This window comes from Nocardia sp. SSK8, assembly GCF_037034205.1.
GTDB lineage: Bacteria > Actinomycetota > Actinomycetes > Mycobacteriales > Mycobacteriaceae > Nocardia.
In genome coordinates, this window is the sequence record NZ_JBAGKD010000013.1 from 30787 (window position 1) to 46467 (window position 15681).

15 protein-coding genes are annotated in these 15681 nt (G+C 71.4%); 4 read left to right on the forward strand and 11 right to left on the reverse strand.

What is annotated here, in order from left to right:
• Positions 1-23 precede the first annotated feature (23 nt).
• The 7 genes from argF to WA675_RS22145 form a co-directional block, all read right to left on the reverse strand.
• Entirely contained in the window at positions 24-956 is a 933-nt protein-coding gene (argF, locus tag WA675_RS22115; protein ID WP_336086758.1) for an ornithine carbamoyltransferase, read from the reverse strand.
• Positions 953-2155 carry an acetylornithine transaminase gene (locus WA675_RS22120; protein WP_336086759.1) on the reverse strand — a complete coding sequence of 401 codons (1203 nt, stop codon included), beginning with the start codon at positions 2153-2155 and terminating at the stop codon, positions 953-955. Before WA675_RS22120 ends, argF begins: the two co-directional genes overlap by 4 nt.
• Positions 2152-3036: an acetylglutamate kinase gene (argB, locus tag WA675_RS22125; protein ID WP_336086762.1), complete on the reverse strand. Its 885-nt coding sequence runs from the start codon at positions 3034-3036 to the stop codon at positions 2152-2154. The genes WA675_RS22120 and argB overlap by 4 nt, the downstream gene beginning before the upstream one ends.
• Complete coding sequence (argJ, locus tag WA675_RS22130) at positions 3033-4232, reverse strand: bifunctional glutamate N-acetyltransferase/amino-acid acetyltransferase ArgJ (RefSeq protein ID WP_336086763.1); 1200 nt, start codon at positions 4230-4232, stop codon at positions 3033-3035. The genes argB and argJ overlap by 4 nt, the downstream gene beginning before the upstream one ends.
• Positions 4229-5287, reverse strand: a complete 1059-nt coding sequence (argC, locus tag WA675_RS22135) for an N-acetyl-gamma-glutamyl-phosphate reductase (RefSeq protein WP_336086764.1) — start codon at positions 5285-5287, stop codon at positions 4229-4231. The genes argJ and argC overlap by 4 nt, the downstream gene beginning before the upstream one ends.
• A gap of 27 nt (positions 5288-5314) precedes the next feature.
• Positions 5315-6541 (reverse strand): cation:proton antiporter, encoded by a 1227-nt coding sequence (locus WA675_RS22140; RefSeq protein WP_336086765.1) that lies wholly within the window; start codon positions 6539-6541, stop codon positions 5315-5317.
• A 77-nt stretch (positions 6542-6618) separates the two neighbouring features.
• The gene (locus WA675_RS22145; protein WP_336086767.1) at positions 6619-7110 is read right to left on the reverse strand and encodes a pyridoxamine 5'-phosphate oxidase family protein; all 492 of its coding nucleotides are present in this window, start codon (positions 7108-7110) and stop codon (positions 6619-6621) included.
• Between the two features lie 62 nt (positions 7111-7172).
• On the opposite strand from WA675_RS22145, the gene WA675_RS22150 reads away from it, so the two are divergent.
• Positions 7173-8138, forward strand: coding sequence for a helix-turn-helix transcriptional regulator (locus WA675_RS22150; protein WP_336086769.1), 966 nt, complete (start codon positions 7173-7175; stop codon positions 8136-8138).
• Positions 8139-8242: 104 nt separating this feature from the next.
• On the opposite strand, the gene WA675_RS22155 is transcribed toward WA675_RS22150, so the two are convergent.
• Positions 8243-9340 (reverse strand): FAD-dependent monooxygenase, encoded by a 1098-nt coding sequence (locus WA675_RS22155; protein WP_336086770.1) that lies wholly within the window; start codon positions 9338-9340, stop codon positions 8243-8245.
• A gap of 97 nt (positions 9341-9437) precedes the next feature.
• Between WA675_RS22155 and WA675_RS22160 the strand changes: the two genes are divergently transcribed.
• Positions 9438-9980 (forward strand): TetR/AcrR family transcriptional regulator, encoded by a 543-nt coding sequence (locus tag WA675_RS22160; RefSeq protein ID WP_336086771.1) that lies wholly within the window; start codon positions 9438-9440, stop codon positions 9978-9980.
• A 21-nt stretch (positions 9981-10001) separates the two neighbouring features.
• Here WA675_RS22160 and WA675_RS22165 read toward each other — a convergent pair whose 3' ends face one another.
• Positions 10002-11276 carry an amino acid deaminase gene (locus WA675_RS22165; RefSeq protein WP_442945699.1) on the reverse strand — a complete coding sequence of 425 codons (1275 nt, stop codon included), beginning with the start codon at positions 11274-11276 and terminating at the stop codon, positions 10002-10004.
• 119 nt (positions 11277-11395) lie between these two features.
• Between WA675_RS22165 and WA675_RS22170 the strand changes: the two genes are divergently transcribed.
• Positions 11396-11563, forward strand: coding sequence for a hypothetical protein (locus WA675_RS22170; protein ID WP_336086773.1), 168 nt, complete (start codon positions 11396-11398; stop codon positions 11561-11563).
• Positions 11564-11567: 4 nt separating this feature from the next.
• On the opposite strand, the gene ppc is transcribed toward WA675_RS22170, so the two are convergent.
• Complete coding sequence (gene ppc, locus WA675_RS22175) at positions 11568-14339, reverse strand: phosphoenolpyruvate carboxylase (RefSeq protein ID WP_336086774.1); 2772 nt, start codon at positions 14337-14339, stop codon at positions 11568-11570.
• A 47-nt stretch (positions 14340-14386) separates the two neighbouring features.
• Positions 14387-14944 carry a sugar O-acetyltransferase gene (locus WA675_RS22180; protein ID WP_336086775.1) on the reverse strand — a complete coding sequence of 186 codons (558 nt, stop codon included), beginning with the start codon at positions 14942-14944 and terminating at the stop codon, positions 14387-14389.
• Between the two features lie 70 nt (positions 14945-15014).
• Between WA675_RS22180 and WA675_RS22185 the strand changes: the two genes are divergently transcribed.
• Positions 15015-15656 (forward strand): TetR/AcrR family transcriptional regulator, encoded by a 642-nt coding sequence (locus tag WA675_RS22185; RefSeq protein ID WP_336086776.1) that lies wholly within the window; start codon positions 15015-15017, stop codon positions 15654-15656.
• Positions 15657-15681: the final 25 nt, after the last annotated feature.

A 15681-nucleotide genomic window follows, 5' to 3' on the forward strand; every position in this document is an offset into this window, starting at 1 on the left:
CGCGCAGGCCCCGGTTCGCGGTCTCACGCGGCGGCTTTCGCGAGCAGCCAGACCAGCAGCGCCTTCTGGGCGTGCAGGCGGTTCTCGGCCTCGTCCCAGACCACGCTGTGCGCGCCGTCGAGCACCTCGTCAGTGATCTCCTCGCCGCGATGCGCCGGAAGACAGTGCAGCACAATGGCTTCCGGAGACGCGTGGCCGAGCAGTTCGGCATTGAGCTGGAACGGGCGGAACGGGCCGACCCGGTCCAGGCCGTCGTTCTCCTGCCCCATCGAGGTCCAGGTGTCGGTGACGAGCACATCGGCGCCACTCGCCCCGGCCACCGGATCACCGGTGACGTGCACGCTCGCGCCGGTCTCGGCGGCCCGCTTGGCTGCGGCCTCCAGGATCCACGGCAGCGGCTCGAACCCGGCCGGGGCCGCCACGGTGACGTTCATGCCCGCGGTCACCCCGCCCAGCAGCAGCGAGTGCGCCATATTGTTGGCGCCGTCGCCGAAGTAGGTGAGGTTCAGGCCCGCCAGGGTGCCCTTGCGCTCGGCGATGGTCTGCAGATCGGCGAGCACCTGGCACGGGTGGAACTCGTTGGACAGCGCGTTCACCACGGGAACCGTGGCGGTGACGGCCATCTCGTCCAGCCGCGACTGTTCGAAGGTGCGCCAGACGATGGCGTCGACGTAGCGCGAGAGCACGCTGCCGGTGTCGCCGAGGGTCTCCTCGCGGCCGAGCTGGGTGTCACGGCCGTCCACCACCACCGCGTGCCCGCCGAGCTGGGCGATGCCCAGTTCAAAGGAGAAGCGGGTGCGGGTGGAGTTCTTCTCGAAGATCACCCCGACCCCGCGCGGGCCGTCCAGCGGCCGGTGCGCGAACGGGTTCTGCTTCAATTCCGCGGCGATGGCGAGGATTTCGGCCTGTTCGGCCTGGGTCACGTCGTCGTCGCGCAGAAAGTGGCGCAGGGTCACTTACTCGCTCCCTTCGCATCGGCGGCGGCCAGGTCGAGAATGCCGGGCAGGTCGGCGATGAAGTTGTCGGCCTGGGTTTCGGTGAGCACCAGCGGCGGCGCCAGCCGGATCACGTTCGGCTTGGCGGGATTGATCAGGTAGCCCGCCTCCCGCGCCCGCTCGTCCACCTGCGCGGAGATGTCGTTGCGCAGCACGATACCGATGAGCAGGCCCGCGCCCCGGACGTGGTCGATCTCGGGATGCTCGAGCAGGGCGATGCCGTCGCTGAGCCGCTTGCCGACCCATTCCACATGCGAGAGCAGGTCTTCGGCGTCGATGGTGCGCAGCACCGCCAGCGCCGCGGCGGCGCAGACGGGGTTACCACCGAAGGTGGTGCCGTGCAGACCCGGCGTGAGCAGCTCGGCGGCGCGGCCCTGCGCCAGCACGGCGCCGATCGGCAGACCGCCGCCCAGGCCCTTGGCCAGGGTGATCGCGTCGGGCACGATGCCCGCCGCCTGGTGCGCGAAAAACGTTCCGGTGCGGCCGATTCCGGTCTGCACCTCGTCGAGGATGAGCAGCGCGCCCGCCCGGGAGGTGATCTCACGGGCCTTGGCCAGGTAGTCGAACGGCGGGACGACCACGCCGCTCTCCCCCATCATCGGCTCCAGGAACACCGCGGCGGTGTCGGTATCGACGACGGCCTCCAGCGCGGCGGCGTCACCGTAGGGCACGTGCACGACGCCGGGCGGCATCGGCTCGAAGGGCTCGCGCTTCGACGGCTGACCGGTGAGCGCGAGGGCGCCCATGGTGCGGCCGTGGAAGGCCTCCTCGGCGGCGACGATCTTGGTCCGGCCAGTGAGCCGGGCGATCTTGAACGCGGCCTCGTTGGCCTCGGTGCCGGAGTTGCAGAAGAACGCCCGGCCCTCGCCGTCACCGAAGTGCGCGAGCAGCTTCTCGGCCAGTTCGATCACCGGCTCGTTGGCGTAGATGTTCGACACGTGGCCGAGGGTGCCCAGCTGCTGGGTGACCGCTTCCAGAATGGCCGGATGGGCGTGGCCGAGGCTGTTGACCGCGATGCCGCCGAGGAAATCGACATAGCGCTTGCCGTCGGCGTCGTAGACCACCGCGCCCGCGCCGCGCACCAGCGCGACCTTCGGGGTGCCGTAGTTGTTCATCATCGCGGCCGACCACCGCTGCTGGATCTTCTCTACTTCACTCATGGGGTCACCATCGTTCCGATTCCTTCTCCGGTGAACAGCTCCAGCAGGACCGAGTGCGGCACGCGGCCGTCGATCACGTGGGCGCTGGGCACCCCGCCCTGCACAGCGCGCAGGCAGGCTTCCATCTTGGGCACCATGCCCGCATCCAGGCGTGGCAGCAACTCCGCCAGGGCCGCGGCGTCGATCTCGCTGGTCAGCGAGGACCGGTCGGGCCAGTCGGTGTAGAGGCCCTCGACATCGGTGAGGACGACGAGTTTCTCGGCGCCGATGCCCTCGGCCAGGGCGGCCGCGGCGGTGTCGGCGTTGATGTTGTGCACCACGCCGTCGGCGTCGGGGGCGATGGTGGAGACCACCGGGATCCGCCCCGCGTCGATCAGGTCCAGCACCGCACCGGGATTGACCTCGGTGACATCGCCGACCAGGCCGATATCGGTGGCCGCGCCGTCGACGGTGACGGTGCGCCGGGTCGCGGTGAACAGGTGCGCGTCCTCGCCGGAGATGCCGACCGCGTAGGGCCCGTGCGCGTTGATCAGGCCGACGAGCTCACGCCCGACCTGTCCGAACAGCACCATCCGCACCACGTCCATCACCTCGGGCGTGGTCACCCGGAAGCCGCCGCGGAACTCGCCTTCCATGCCGAGCCGTTTCAGCATGGCGTTGATCTGCGGGCCGCCGCCGTGCACCACCACCGGGTGCACGCCGACGGTGCGCAGGAAGGCCATGTCGGCGGCGAAGGCGGCCTTGAGTTCGGCGTCGATCATGGCGTTGCCGCCGTACTTCACCACGACGATCTTGTCGCGGAACTTCTGCAGCCACGGCAGCGCGTCGGCGAGCACGTGGGCTTTGTCCAGGGCCGAAAGGCTGTGCACCACACTGCTCATGAGCTGTACGCCGAGTTCTCTTCGACGTAGGCGTGCGAGAGGTCGGTGGTGCGCACCATGGCGGTGCCCTCGCCGACATTCAGCTCGATCAGCACGTCGATATCCGCGCCGGACAGGTCGACCTCGCGCGCGCCCGGCGCGCCGACGCTGTCGACGCAGACCGGATTGCCGTTGAACGACACCGCGATCCGGTTCGGGTCCAGGGTCACCGGGGCGATGCCGACCGCGGCCAGCACCCGGCCCCAGTTGGGGTCGGAGCCGAACAGCGCGGTCTTGACCAGGCTGTCGCGGGCCACCGCGCGGGCGGCGGTGAGGGCCTCGTCTTCACTGGCGGCACCGGCGACGGTGACCCGCACCCGCTTGGTGACGCCCTCGGCGTCGGCCATGAGCTGGGCGGCCAGGTCGTCGCAGACGGTGAACACCGCGGCGTCGAGTTCCTCCTGCGACGGGGCGACGCCGCTGGCGCCGTTGGCCAGCAGCAGCACGGTGTCGTTGGTGGAGCACGAACCGTCGACATCGAGCCGGTCGAAGGTGTACTTGGTGGCCTTGCGCAGGGCCTCGTCGAGCTGCTCGGGGGTAGCCACCGCGTCGGTGGTGAGCACGACGAGCATGGTGGCCAGCGACGGCGCGAGCATGCCCGCGCCCTTGGCCATGCCGCCGACATTCCACTTGTTCTCGTGGTGGAAGGCCGATTCCTTGGGCACGGTGTCGGTGGTCATGATGGCCTGAGCCGCGTCGGAACCGCCCGACATGCCCCCACCCATCTCGTGCACGATCTCGGTGATCGCGGGCAGGAGCTTGTCCATCGGCAGCCGGTCACCGATGAGGCCGGTGGAGCAGACCGCGATCTCGCCCGCGCCGGTCTCGGTACCCCAATTGCTCAGTGCGGCAGCGAGTTCCTCGGCGGTCTGGTGGGTGTCCTGGAAACCGCCGGGGCCGGTGCAGGCATTGGCACCGCCCGAGTTGAGGATGACCGCGCGCAGCCGACCGGTCTTCAGCACCTGCTGCGACCACAGCACCGGCGCGGCCTTGACCTGATTGCTGGTGAAGACACCGGCCGCCGCGTACTCGGGACCCTCGTTGAGGACCAGCGCGAGGTCGGGCTTGCCGCTGGCCTTGATCCCGGCCGCGATCCCCGCCGCCCGGAAACCGAGCGGCGCGGTGACGCCCTGGGTGTGGATCAGTTTGCTGGTCACGGTGCCACTCCTACGGTGGAAAGTCCTGCGGTCTCGTCGTAGCCGACGGCCAGATTCATCGATTGCACGGCGGCGCCCGCGGTGCCCTTGGCCAGGTTGTCGATCGCGCCGATCACCACGAGCAGGCCCGCGTCGGCGTCGACGGTGACCTGCAGGGTGATCGCGTTGGAGCCGAGCACCGCCCCGGTCTGCGGGAGCAGGCCCTCGGGCAGCAGGTGCACGAACGGCTCGTCGGCGTAGGCCTTCTCGTAGACGGCGCGCGCCTGGGCCGCGTCGACCTTCACCGGCGCGGTGCAGGTGGCCAGGATGCCCCGGGGCATCGGCGCGAGCACGGGGGTGAACGACACCGAGACGTCCACGCCGCCCGCGGCTTTCAGGTTCTGCGCGATCTCGGGGGTATGCCGGTGCGCGCCCGCGATGCTGTAGGCGCGCACACTACCCATCACCTCGGAGCCGAGCAGCCCGACATCGAGCTTGCGGCCCGCGCCCGAGGTGCCGCTCACGGCGACGACGTTCACGGTGGGCTCGATGATCCCGGCGGCGATGGCCGGGGCCAGCGCCACGCTGGCCACGGTCGGGTAGCAGCCGGGCACCGCGATGCGGGTGGCGCCGGTCAGCCGCTCCCGGCCGCCGGGCAGTTCGGGCAGGCCGTAGGGCCAGCTGCCCGCGTGGGCGCCGCCGTAGTACTTCTCCCAGGCCGCGGCGTCGGTGAGCCGGAAGTCGGCGCCGCAGTCGATGATGACGGTGGACTCGGGCAGGGCCTGGGCGATGGCCGCGGACTGGCCGTGCGGCAGGCCGAGGAAGACCACATCGTGGCCCGCCAGGGTGTCGGGGGTGGTCGCTTCCAGGATCCGATCGGCCAGCGGCAGCAGGTGCGGCTGCAGCTCACCCAGCGCGGTTCCCGCGTTGGATCCACCGGTCAGCGCCCCGATCTCGAGGCGCCCGGCTCGGTACTCCGGGTGGTTCAGCAGCAGACGCAACACTTCGCCACCGGCGTATCCACTCGCACCGGCAACCGCCACCCGCAACACGGGTCCTCCCGACGAATCAACCATGTGATGATTATGCACGACTATGCAAGCTCATTCATGGGCAGGTGTGACCGGCGCCGGTGCCCCGCGCCCGATCAGGCGCGCTACCAGCGGAAACAACAATACCGTCGTCGCGCCCGCGGCGATCAGGACCGAGGCGGTCTCGGCGGTCATCATGCCCGTCGACACCGCCACCTGGGTGACCGCGACGATGATCGGCAGGCCCGTCGCGGCGAACAGCGCGAGCTGGGCGCGTTCGTGCGGGGACTCGAGATTGCGGCCGTGCGGGACGAACCGCTCGCTGAGCCAGACCGGCAATCCGCGCGCGACCGCGATGGCGGCCACGAAGCCCAGCCACATCAGTGGTTTGTCGGCGACCGCGGCCAGATCGATGCCCATGCCCGAGACCACGAAGAACACCGGGATCAGCAGGCCGTAGCCGATGGTCTCCAGCTGCTCGTCGACCTGGGGATGCCCGGCGGCGATGAGGCGGCGCAGCACCATGCCCGCCGCGAAGGCGCCCAGCACCACGTCCAGCTCGAAGCGTTCCGCCACCACCATCAGCACGAGCAGCAGCAGGATCGAGCCGCGCACCGGCAGCTGGGAGGTGCCGCCGTCCATCCGGGCCAGCGCCGCGCCGAGATCGGGGATGCGCGCGAACAGTCGCAGCGGGACGACCCCGGCCAGCAGGGTGGCCACCACGAACAGCGCCAGCACCACCAGCGCCGCGCCGACGCTGTGGCTGCTCAGCAGCACCGACATGGCCACGATGGGGCCGAGCTCGCCGACCGCGCCGTGCGCGAGCACCGCCCGGCCGAGCGGGGTGTCGAGCAGGCCCGCCTGTTTGACGATCGGCAGCAGCGTGCCGAGCGCGGTGGAGGTCATCGCGATGGCCACGGCGATGTGATTGGTGGTCGACTCCCCGCTCGCCAGCGCGGTGACCAGGCCGAACCCGAAGACCAGCCCGGCCAGCCAGACCAGCCACGCGACCCGCCCCGACCGCCCACCGAGCAGTTTCGGATCCAGTTCGTATCCGGCCAGCAGGAACAGCATGCCGAGGCCGAGTTCCTCGATCAGGTCGACGCCGCCGTCCGCGGAAGCCCACCCCAGCGCGAACGGCCCGAGCACCGTGCCCGCGAGCAGCAGGATCACCACATCCGGCGCATACCCGCGCAGCACCCGCGACAGCAGCGGGGCGGCCACGGCGACCAGCGCGATCCAGAACAGCGACACGATCGGCGACGGGCCGTCCACGGCCGCGGACGCGAGCAGCTCCATGCCCGTCATCGTGGCACAGCGCACACCGCCGTCCCGGGTACCGCGCGGTCGTGGCGCGGTACCGGATCAGCGGCGACTCAGCGCTTCTGGACCACGGTCTCGCCCCGGCCGGGCTTCCAGACGGTGATGTCGAGGTGGTCGTCGTCGACCTCGACGGTGGAGGCGCCGGTGAGATCGGCGACGTAGAAGTGGTCGAACTTCTCCTCGCGGATGTCGAAGCCGCTCTTCTCGAACAGCATCTGGGTGAAGCGGCGGTGCACGGCCTCGTCGCTCACGTCGGTGACGGTGCCGAAGAGTTTGGCGTCGCCGTCGGTGACCTCGGTGTCGACGGTGGCGGTGTGCAGGCAGAAGCGGGGGTCGCGGGCGAGGTCGTCGAACTTGCGGGTGTGCGGCATACCGGCGAGGACGAGCATGTCCTCGAAGATCATCGGCTCGATCGGGCTGATCCGGGGTGATCCGTCGGCGCGAACGGTGCCGAGCATGCACAGGTTGCGGGTGGCCTGATGCCTGCGCAGGAACAGGGCGGCGATGCTCGGTGCTTCCTGGGTGAACTGGCTCCACGTGGTCATGCCTCGACGGTACGACGCAAACCGGACATCTCCTGTCAGGTTTCCCGGCTAGTCTCGGTGGTATGCGCGCGAGCAGATTGGTACGGCTGCTGCTGGTGCTCCAGGCCTCCGGCGGGACGACCGCGGGCGAGCTGGCGCGGGAGCTGGAGGTGTCGACGCGCACGGTGTACCGCGATGTGGAGGCGCTGTCGGAGGCCGGAGTGCCGGTGTACTGCGAACCGGGCCGCGGGGGTGGGGTGCGCCTGATCGACGGCTACCGCACCCGGCTGACCGGGCTCACCTCCGACGAGGCCGACGCCGTGCTGCTGGCCGGGCTGCCGGGCGCGGCCGCCGATCTCGGGCTCGGCACGGTGCTGGCCACCGCCCAGCTGAAGATGCTGGCCGCGCTGCCGCCGGAACTGCGCGGCCGCGCGACCCGGATCGCCGACCGCGTCCACATCGATATGCCCGGCTGGTTCCACCGTCCCGACGACACCCCCGCCCTGGCCACGGTGGCCGACGCGCTCTGGCACGACCGCAGGCTCGCCCTCGGTTACCGGCGCCCGGACCGTGTCGTGGAGCGGATCGTCGACCCGCTGGGCCTGGTGATGAAGGCGGGCACCTGGTATCTGGTGGCGCGGGAAGCCGCCGACATCCGGTCGTACCGGGCGAGCCGGATCGTCACCGCCGAGACCACCGGCGAAACCTTCACCCGCCCTGCCGATTTCGATCTGGCCGCACACTGGCGGACAGCGGCCGAGGAGTTCGCCCGGTCCATCCTGCGCGTGCGCGCGCACTGCCGTATCGATACCGCCCAGGTGCGGCTGCTGCGCCTGACGAACGATCCCGCGGCCGTGCGCGAGGCCCTCGCGTCGCTGGGCGCACCCGATGCCGACGGCTGGGCCGAGATCACGATTCCCGGGGAGTCCGTCGAGATCCTCGCCCACGCCCTGCTCCCTCTCGGCGAACATCTCGAGGTCCTGACACCCACGCCCCTGCGCGCCGCCCTGGCGGCCACCGCCACGGCCATGGCCGCCCGCTACGGGTGACAGCGCCACCGCGCGGTCGTCCGCCGTTCATCGTGGAGGCGTAGTGATACGGCCCGCGCGGTGGCGATCTTCGACGACGCCGGATAGGCCGGATCGACTGCGGCTCAACAGGTCCAGTCGAGGACCGGCGCCATCGAGCGGAGCTGGGCCGAGGCCGGGGTCAGCCGCAGGACGGTGTTTCGGAGCGCGACCAGCGGGGCGGCGGAGAGCTGGCCGAGGACGCCGACCTGGGCCGAGCGGCGGGTGATCATGCGGGTGCGCGGGCGGCGTTCGCGGTCGTAGCGGGCCAGGCCGCCGGGGTCGGCGGCGTAGCGGGCCAGCACCACGGCGTCCTCGAGGGCCTGGCAGCCGCCCTGGCCGAGATTGGGGGTCATGGCGTGGGCGGCGTCGCCGAGCAGGGCGATCCGGCCCGCGGTGAAGGTGGGCAGAGCGGGGAGCTCGTAGATGTCGTTGTGCAGCACCGTGTCCGGGTCGGCGGCGGCGAGCAGGGCCGGGATGGGCGCGGGCCAACCGGCGAAGCGGGCGCGGACCTCGTCGAGGCTGCCGGGCGCGTGCTCGGCGGCGTTGTAGACGGCGAAGCAGTACAGGCGGCCGTCCTTCAGCGGGGCGATACCGAAACGCGCACCGCGACCCCAGGTTTCGCCGAAGTTCGCGGGCGGATCGGCGAGGTCGACCACCGCCCGCCAGGCGGTGTACCCGGCATACCGCGGCTCGACCGCCCCGCAGACCGCGCGGCGCACGACACTGCGCAGGCCGTCCGCGCCGACGACCAGGTCGGCGGTCGAGGTCCCCGCCGAGTGCACGACGGTGCCGTCGGTTCGCGCCTCGCGCACCGAGATCCCGGTGCGCAGCGCACCGGCGGGCAGGGCGGAGCGCAGGATGTCGAGCAGCACCGCGCGGTGCAGGATCACCGGCGTGCCGAAGCGCTCGCGCAGAGCCGCGAGATCGGCGCGCGAGAGCCACCGGCCACGGGTGTCGCGGATACCCGCCGAGGTGCCGTCGATGGCCTGCCCGCGAACCCGGTCGCCCACCCCGATCGCGTCCAGCGCGCGCAACGCGTTGCTCCACAGCGAGATTCCCGCGCCGACCTCGGTGATCTCCGGCGCCTGTTCGAGCACCTCGACCGACCAGCCCCGGCCGTGCAGCGCCAGGGCCGCGGCCATTCCCCCGATACCGCCACCGACGACGATCGCTGTTGCCATCTGCCTCTCCTCACTCCCGGTTGCCGCCACCGTACTACGGCTGTAGTGCCATGCACGACGACTGTAGTGACGATCACTACGGGCGTAGTATCGCCGGGTGGTGTCGAAACGGGAGCAGGTCCTCGACGCGGCCATCGAGGTGCTGGGCACCCGGGGTTCGCGCGCGCTGACCCATCGCGCGGTGGACGAGGCGGCCGGACTCCCCACCGGCTCGGCGTCCAACTACTTCCGCACCCGGGCGGCCCTGCTCACCGGGATCGCCGAGCGGCTCGAGCAGCGCGATCACGGCGACTGGGCGGCGCTGGACCAGGTGCTGACCCTGTCCACCCTCGACGATCTCGTCGAAGGGCTGGCCCGTTTCGCCGAGCACGCGACCACCGACGGCCGGGTCCGCACCCAGGCCCGGCTGGCCCTGTTCGGCGAGGCGCAGACGATGCCAGCGCTGGACGAGGCGGTCCGGCGGGGACACCGGCGGCTCCGCGGGATGGCGGTCGAGCTCACCGCTCTGGCCGGGGTCGGGGCGGCCGAGGCGGGCATCCTGGTCGACTATCTCGACGGCGTCATCGTGCACCGGCTCACCGGCGCCGACACCGATCCGCGCCCGGCGCTGACCCGGCTGGTGCGCGCGCTAGCGTCGTGAACAAAGACCAGCTGGTCCCGGTCAGAAGTAGGTGTGCACCAGGTCGACCACGCGGGGCCGCTCGGCGTCGGCGTCGTCGATGACCGGGATGAGCCGCCACTTGTCGAAGGCCGTGCACGGATGCGACAGGCCCAGCCGCACCACGCTGCCGACCGGCAGGTCCGCCGCGCTGGCGCCCGGCAGGCGCAGGAAGGTGTGCTGATCGTTGAGCGCGGTCACCTCGGCGCCGGGCGGCAGTGTCGAACCGGCGACCAGCTGCGGGACCGGCAGTCCTTCGTCGATCGGGAAGTCGCGTTTACCGCCGTCGAGCAGCGCCAGTTCCGGCTCCGGCCGGGAGACCACCCGCGCCCAGCCGTGCATGGCGGATCGCAGGCCGGGGACCGCGGCGGACCCGCTGAGCGGGGAGATCCCGGCGTAGAAGCCGTCATCGTGGACGAGGTAGGCGCCGCTGCGCAGCACCACGGTGGTCGCGCCGTCGGCCAGGCCCGCCAGCGCGTCGACGACCAGCTCCGGATAGGCGCTGCCGCCCGCGGTGACGATCGCCGGGCCCGGATAGGCGCCCGCGGCGACGAGTTCGGTGTGCAGCGCGGCGAGTTCGGCCAGATAGCCGCGCACGGCCGCGATCCCGGCATCGCTGCGATCATGCGCCAGCGCGCCCTCGTACCCGCCGACCCCGGCCAGGGTGAGCCGCTCACTGGCCCGGATGGCCGAGGCCACCGCGTGCGCTTCGGCGCGGGTGCGCGCGCCGGTCCGGCCGTGCGGCCCGCCGAGCTCAACCAAGACCCGTACCGGCGGACCGGGCGGCGCGGTGCGCAGGACCGTCTCCATCGCCGCGACGGTGTCGATCCCGTCGGCCCAGCAGTAGAACTCGAAGGTGGCGTCCCGCGCGGATTCGGCGGCGGCCCAGGACAATCCGACCGGATCAAGGACCGCGTTGGCGAGCACGATCCGGCCGACACCGAACGCGCGCGCCAGCTGCGCCTGCCAGGCCGTGGCCAGGGTGATCGCCCACGAACCCGCCATGAGCTGCTCGCGCCACAGCTGCGGGGCCATGGTGGTCTTGCCGTGCGGGGCCAGCCCGACCCCGGCGGCGGCGGTCCACTCGGCCATCAGCGCGAGATTGGCGTCGAGCCTGCCCCGGTCGAGGGTGAGCAGCGGGGTCTGCCACTGGCGCAGCTCCGGGGCGGTCCCCAGGTACTCGCGCGCGCTGCGGCCCCAGGCGGCGGGCGGGACGCTCTTGTCCTGCGGGCCGAGCGCCCGGTCGGCGAGCACGTCCACCGCGTCGTTGTCGATGATCACAGCGTCCTCTCGGTCACCCGGCCGGAATCCGGCGCAATCAGGGCGTCCGGCGGCCGGGGATATGCTTCTATGGGCAATCCCCTTGCCCGGGGTACCGCACTATCTAGGAAGTACCTATGTTTGCCAAGACCGCTCGCCCGCTCGCCATCGCCGCACTCGCCCTGTCCGCCACCGCGCTCGGCGCCGGAACCGCCTCGGCCGCCACCGCGCAGCCCGTCGTCGGCTCGGTCGCCGTCTGCGCCAGCATCCCGGTGGGTCCGATCAGCATCAGCGTGTGCCTGTAGTGCGCTAGCCCGAGTTGCGCAGGGCGGTGGCCAGACCGTTCATGGTGAGCAGGATCCCGCGCTTCACCAGTTCGGAATCGTCACCGCCACGCAGCCTGCGCAGCAGATCCACCTGGAGCTGATTGAGCGGCTCCAGGTAGGGGAAGCGGTTGTGGATGGACTCGGCCAGTGACGGATTGTCGGTGAGCAGCTCGGCGTGGCCGGTGACCGCCCGGTACATCCGGATGGTGCGGGCGTGCTCGTCGCGGATCATCCCGAAGATCTCCGCGCGCAGCTCCGGGTCCTCGACCAGCTCGGCGTAGCGGGCGGCGATATCCAGATCACTCTTGGCCATCACCTGCGCCAGGTTCGACAGCACCGTGCCGAAGAACGGCCAGCGCCGGTAGAGCTCGGTGAGCCGGGCCAGCCGCGCGGGATCGCCGCCGACCCACTCCTCGAGCGCGGTGCCGGTGCCGTACCAGCCCGGCAGCATCACCCTGGCCTGACTCCAGGCCATCACCCACGGAATGGCCCGCAGGTCCGAGACCGAATTGGTCGGCTTGCGCGAGGCGGGGCGGCTGCCGATATTCAGGTCGCCGACCTCGGCGACCGGGGTGGACTGACGGAAGTACTCGACGAACCCCGGAGTGTCGTGCACCAGCCGCGCGTAGGCGGCGCGGGCGCGGGCGGCCAGGTCGTCGAGCAGCTCGTAGGCCGGTTCGGCGTCGGCGCCCAGCCCCTCCACGTCCAGCAGCGTCGATTCCAGGGTGCCCGCGATCAGTGATTCCAGATTGCGGTGTGCCGCACCCTGTTCGGAGTACTTGGCGGCGATCACCTCGCCCTGCTCGGTGAGCCGCAGCGCGCCGTGCACCGCGCCCGCGGGCTGGGCCAGGATGGCGTCGTAACTGCGCCCGCCGCCGCGACCGACCGTGCCGCCGCGACCGTGGAACAGCCGCAACCGGATACCGGTCGCGCGGGCGACCTCCACCAGATCCAGTTCCGCCCGGTACAGCGCCCAGTTCGCGGCCAGGTACCCGCCGTCCTTGTTGGAATCGGAGTAGCCGAGCATCACCTCCTGGCGCATCCCCGCCGCCGCGACGAGCTCGCGATAGACCGGCACCTCGAGCACCGCCGACAGCGTCGCGGCCCCGGCGCGCAGATCCTCGATCGTCTCGAAGAGCGGAACGATGCCGACCGGGCAGCTCGGCGTGCCCTCGGCCGTGCCCGGATCGAGGATGCCCGCCTCTTTGAGCAGCAGCGCCGCCTCGAGCATGTCGCTGACCGAGGTGCACATGCTGATGATGTAGTTCGGCACGGCCGCGGCGCCGAAGGTGTCGATCACGTCCTTGGCCGCGCGCAGCACACCGAGTTCCTTCGTGGCGAGCTCGCCGATCTGCGCGTGCGGGCCGAGTAGCGGCCTGCGCGTGCGCAGTTCCCCGGCCAGCAGGGCGACCCGCTCGGCCTCCGGCAGGCTCGCGTAGTCCGGATGCGCGCCGGACCAGGCCAGCAGTTCGGCGACCACCTGCTCGTGCACCTCGGAGTTCTGCCGCAGGTCCAGGCCCTGCAGATGGAATCCGAAGGTCTCGATGGCGTGGCGCAGGGCGGCGAGCCGGTCGTCGGCGAGCAGGCCGTCCCCGCTGGCGCGCATCGACACGTCGATGGCGTCGAGGTCGTCGAGCACCGCCTGCGGTGTGGGGTACGGCGTGGCGGGGGTGTCCAGCCCGCTCTCCGGCAGGGTGCCGAGCGCGCGGCGCGCGGTGGCGCTGAGCCGGGCCCGGATCGCGTGCAGCGCACGGCGATACGGCTCGTCGGCGAAGAAGGCCGGATCCTCGTACCCGGCCCGCGCGAGGTCGGCGACCGCCGCGGTGACCGGCACCAGCCTGCCCGACTGCGACAGCGATTTCTCCAGCTCCACCAGCTCGTCGAGGTAGCGGCCGAAGGCGAAACCGGCCGCCTGCTCGGCCGCGGTGTGCACGACCTCGGCGGTCACATAGGGGTTGCCGTCGCGATCGCCGCCGATCCAGGAGCCGGGGCGCAGGATCGGCCGGGCCAGCAGGTCGGCCTCGGGCCAGCGGTAGCGCAGGGCGGCGCGCACCTGGGCGTTGATCGCGGGGATCACGTCGTAGAGGGTGAGGTCGTAATAGCGCAGGCCGACGGCGATCTCGTCCTGGATCCGCAAGCGCGCCAAGCGGATCAGCGCGGTGCGCCACAGCGTGAGTACGGCACGCCGGATCGCCAGTTCGGACTCGTCGTAGCCGGGTTCGCCCGGGTCGAGCCTGCGGCGCAGGCGCATCAGGCCGGTGATCTCGGACTGCACGTCGAAGACCGTGCGTCGGCGCGTCTCGGTGGGATGCGCGGTGATCACCGGCGAGACCAGCGCGTCGGCCAGCAGTTCGGCCACCGTGTCGCCGTCGAGGGCGGCGGCGTCGAGCTTGGCGTAGGTGGCCGCCAGCGAGGAGTCCTGCGGGGGTTCCCCGGCGGCGACGTGGGCGGCGCGGCGGCGGTCGCGCTGGATGTCCTCGGCCAGATTGGCCAGCAGCACGAAATAGCTGAACGCCCGGATCAGCGGGATGGCGACCTCGGTGGGGGTGCCGTCGAGCATGTCGGCCACCGCGCTGCGCTCGACCTCCTCGCGGCGCACCCGGAAAGCCTCGATCCGCACCCGCTCGACCAGGTCGAACACCTCGGGGCCCTCGTGATCGCGAATGGTGTCGCCCAGGATGCCGCCGAGAAACCGGATGTCCTCGCGCAGCGGCCGGGTCGCGTCCTGCTCCGTCTCGATCCGCGCTTCGCCCATGGACAGACAGTATGGCCGCGCGGGCGCCCGCGCGACCCGGCGACGCGCTACAGGGCGCGGATCACCCGGGCGGGGTTGCCCGCGGCGAAGACGCGGTCGGGCAGGTCGCGGGTCACCACGCTGCCCGCGCCGACCACCACGTCGTCGCCGATGGTCACCCCCGGACACACGATCACCCCGCCACCGAACCAGACATTGTTCCCGATCCGGATGGGTGCCGCGGATTCCCAGCGCTGCCTGCGCTTTTCGTGATCGTCCATGGGGTGCAGGGCGGTGAGCAGCTGGCAGCGCGGGCCGATCGAGCAGTCGTCGCCGATGACGATGGGCGCGCAGTCGAGCAGGATGGCGTCGTAGTTGAGGAAGCTGTTGGCGCCGATCTCGATCAGGGAGCCGTAGTCGCACTGGAAGCGCGGCATGATCCACGAGCCCGCGCCGAGCTTGCCGAGCAGGTCGGTGAGCAGGGCGGTGCGCTGTTCGGTCTCGTCGGGGCCGGTGCGGTTGAACTCGTCGCAGAGCCGTTGTGCGCGTTGCCGTTCGGCCACCAGTTCGGGATCACTGTCCCGGTACAGCTCCCCCGCCAGCATCCGCTGTTTCTGCTCACCCATGCGGCCGAGTGTAGGGCGCGCGGGTGTCTGAGCCAGTTCGGCCGAGGTTGTGGTCAGTAGGGTCGACGGTGTGAAACCGGCGCGGACTCGACACAACTACACCGGCACCTCGGTCGCCGAACGGCAGGTCGAGCGGCGGGCGCTGTTCCTCGAGGCCGGGCTCAGCGTGTTCGCGGAGAAGTCCTACGCGAACAGTTCGCTGACCGATGTGTGCGCGGCGGCGGGGCTGTCGCGGCGGCAGTTCTACGAGCTGTTCACCGATCGCGAGGAACTGCTGGTCGCGGTGTACGACAGCGTGCAGGGCCGGGCGCGCTCGGCGGTCGCCGAGGCGCTGGCGGCGAGCGGGTCGACGGATCTGCGGGAACTGGTCGATGTGGCCGTGCGCGCCTACACCCGGGCCATCACCGCCGATATCCGGTGCGCCACCGTCGCTTTCGTGGAGATCGTCGGTGTGAGCCCGGCCGTGGAGGCCCATCGGGCGCGGATCCGGGACCAGTGGGGCGAGGTGGTCCAGGCGATCGCGGCGGGCGTGCCGGACGCGCGCACACCCCCCGGCGGCTGGCGGGTCGCCATGGCGGCCTTCATCGGCGCGGTCAACGGCGCGGTGCACCAGTGGAGCCTCGACGACCCGCGCCCACCCGTCGACGAGCTGGTCGAGGTCTTCTCCACCCTGCTCAACGCCCTCACGGCCGCGGACGCCCCGCCGCGCTGATTGCGATCTACGCCACACCCGTGCC

Bases quoted from the DNA above. Each gene is read 5' to 3' on its own strand.
- argC (WP_336086764.1), bottom strand. From the start codon at position 5,287: ATGGTTGATTCGTCGGGAGGACCCGTGTTGCGGGTGGCGGTTGCCGGT.
- WA675_RS22140 (WP_336086765.1), bottom strand. From the start codon at position 6,541: ATGGAGCTGCTCGCGTCCGCGGCCGTGGACGGCCCGTCGCCGATCGTG.
- WA675_RS22180 (WP_336086775.1), bottom strand. From the start codon at position 14,944: ATGGGTGAGCAGAAACAGCGGATGCTGGCGGGGGAGCTGTACCGGGAC.
- WA675_RS22150 (WP_336086769.1), top strand. From the start codon at position 7,173: ATGCGCGCGAGCAGATTGGTACGGCTGCTGCTGGTGCTCCAGGCCTCC.
- ppc (WP_336086774.1), bottom strand. From the start codon at position 14,339: ATGGGCGAAGCGCGGATCGAGACGGAGCAGGACGCGACCCGGCCGCTG.
- WA675_RS22145 (WP_336086767.1), bottom strand. From the start codon at position 7,110: ATGACCACGTGGAGCCAGTTCACCCAGGAAGCACCGAGCATCGCCGCC.
- WA675_RS22155 (WP_336086770.1), bottom strand. From the start codon at position 9,340: ATGGCAACAGCGATCGTCGTCGGTGGCGGTATCGGGGGAATGGCCGCG.
- argB (WP_336086762.1), bottom strand. From the start codon at position 3,036: ATGAGCAGTGTGGTGCACAGCCTTTCGGCCCTGGACAAAGCCCACGTG.
- WA675_RS22120 (WP_336086759.1), bottom strand. From the start codon at position 2,155: ATGAGTGAAGTAGAGAAGATCCAGCAGCGGTGGTCGGCCGCGATGATG.
- WA675_RS22170 (WP_336086773.1), top strand. From the start codon at position 11,396: ATGTTTGCCAAGACCGCTCGCCCGCTCGCCATCGCCGCACTCGCCCTG.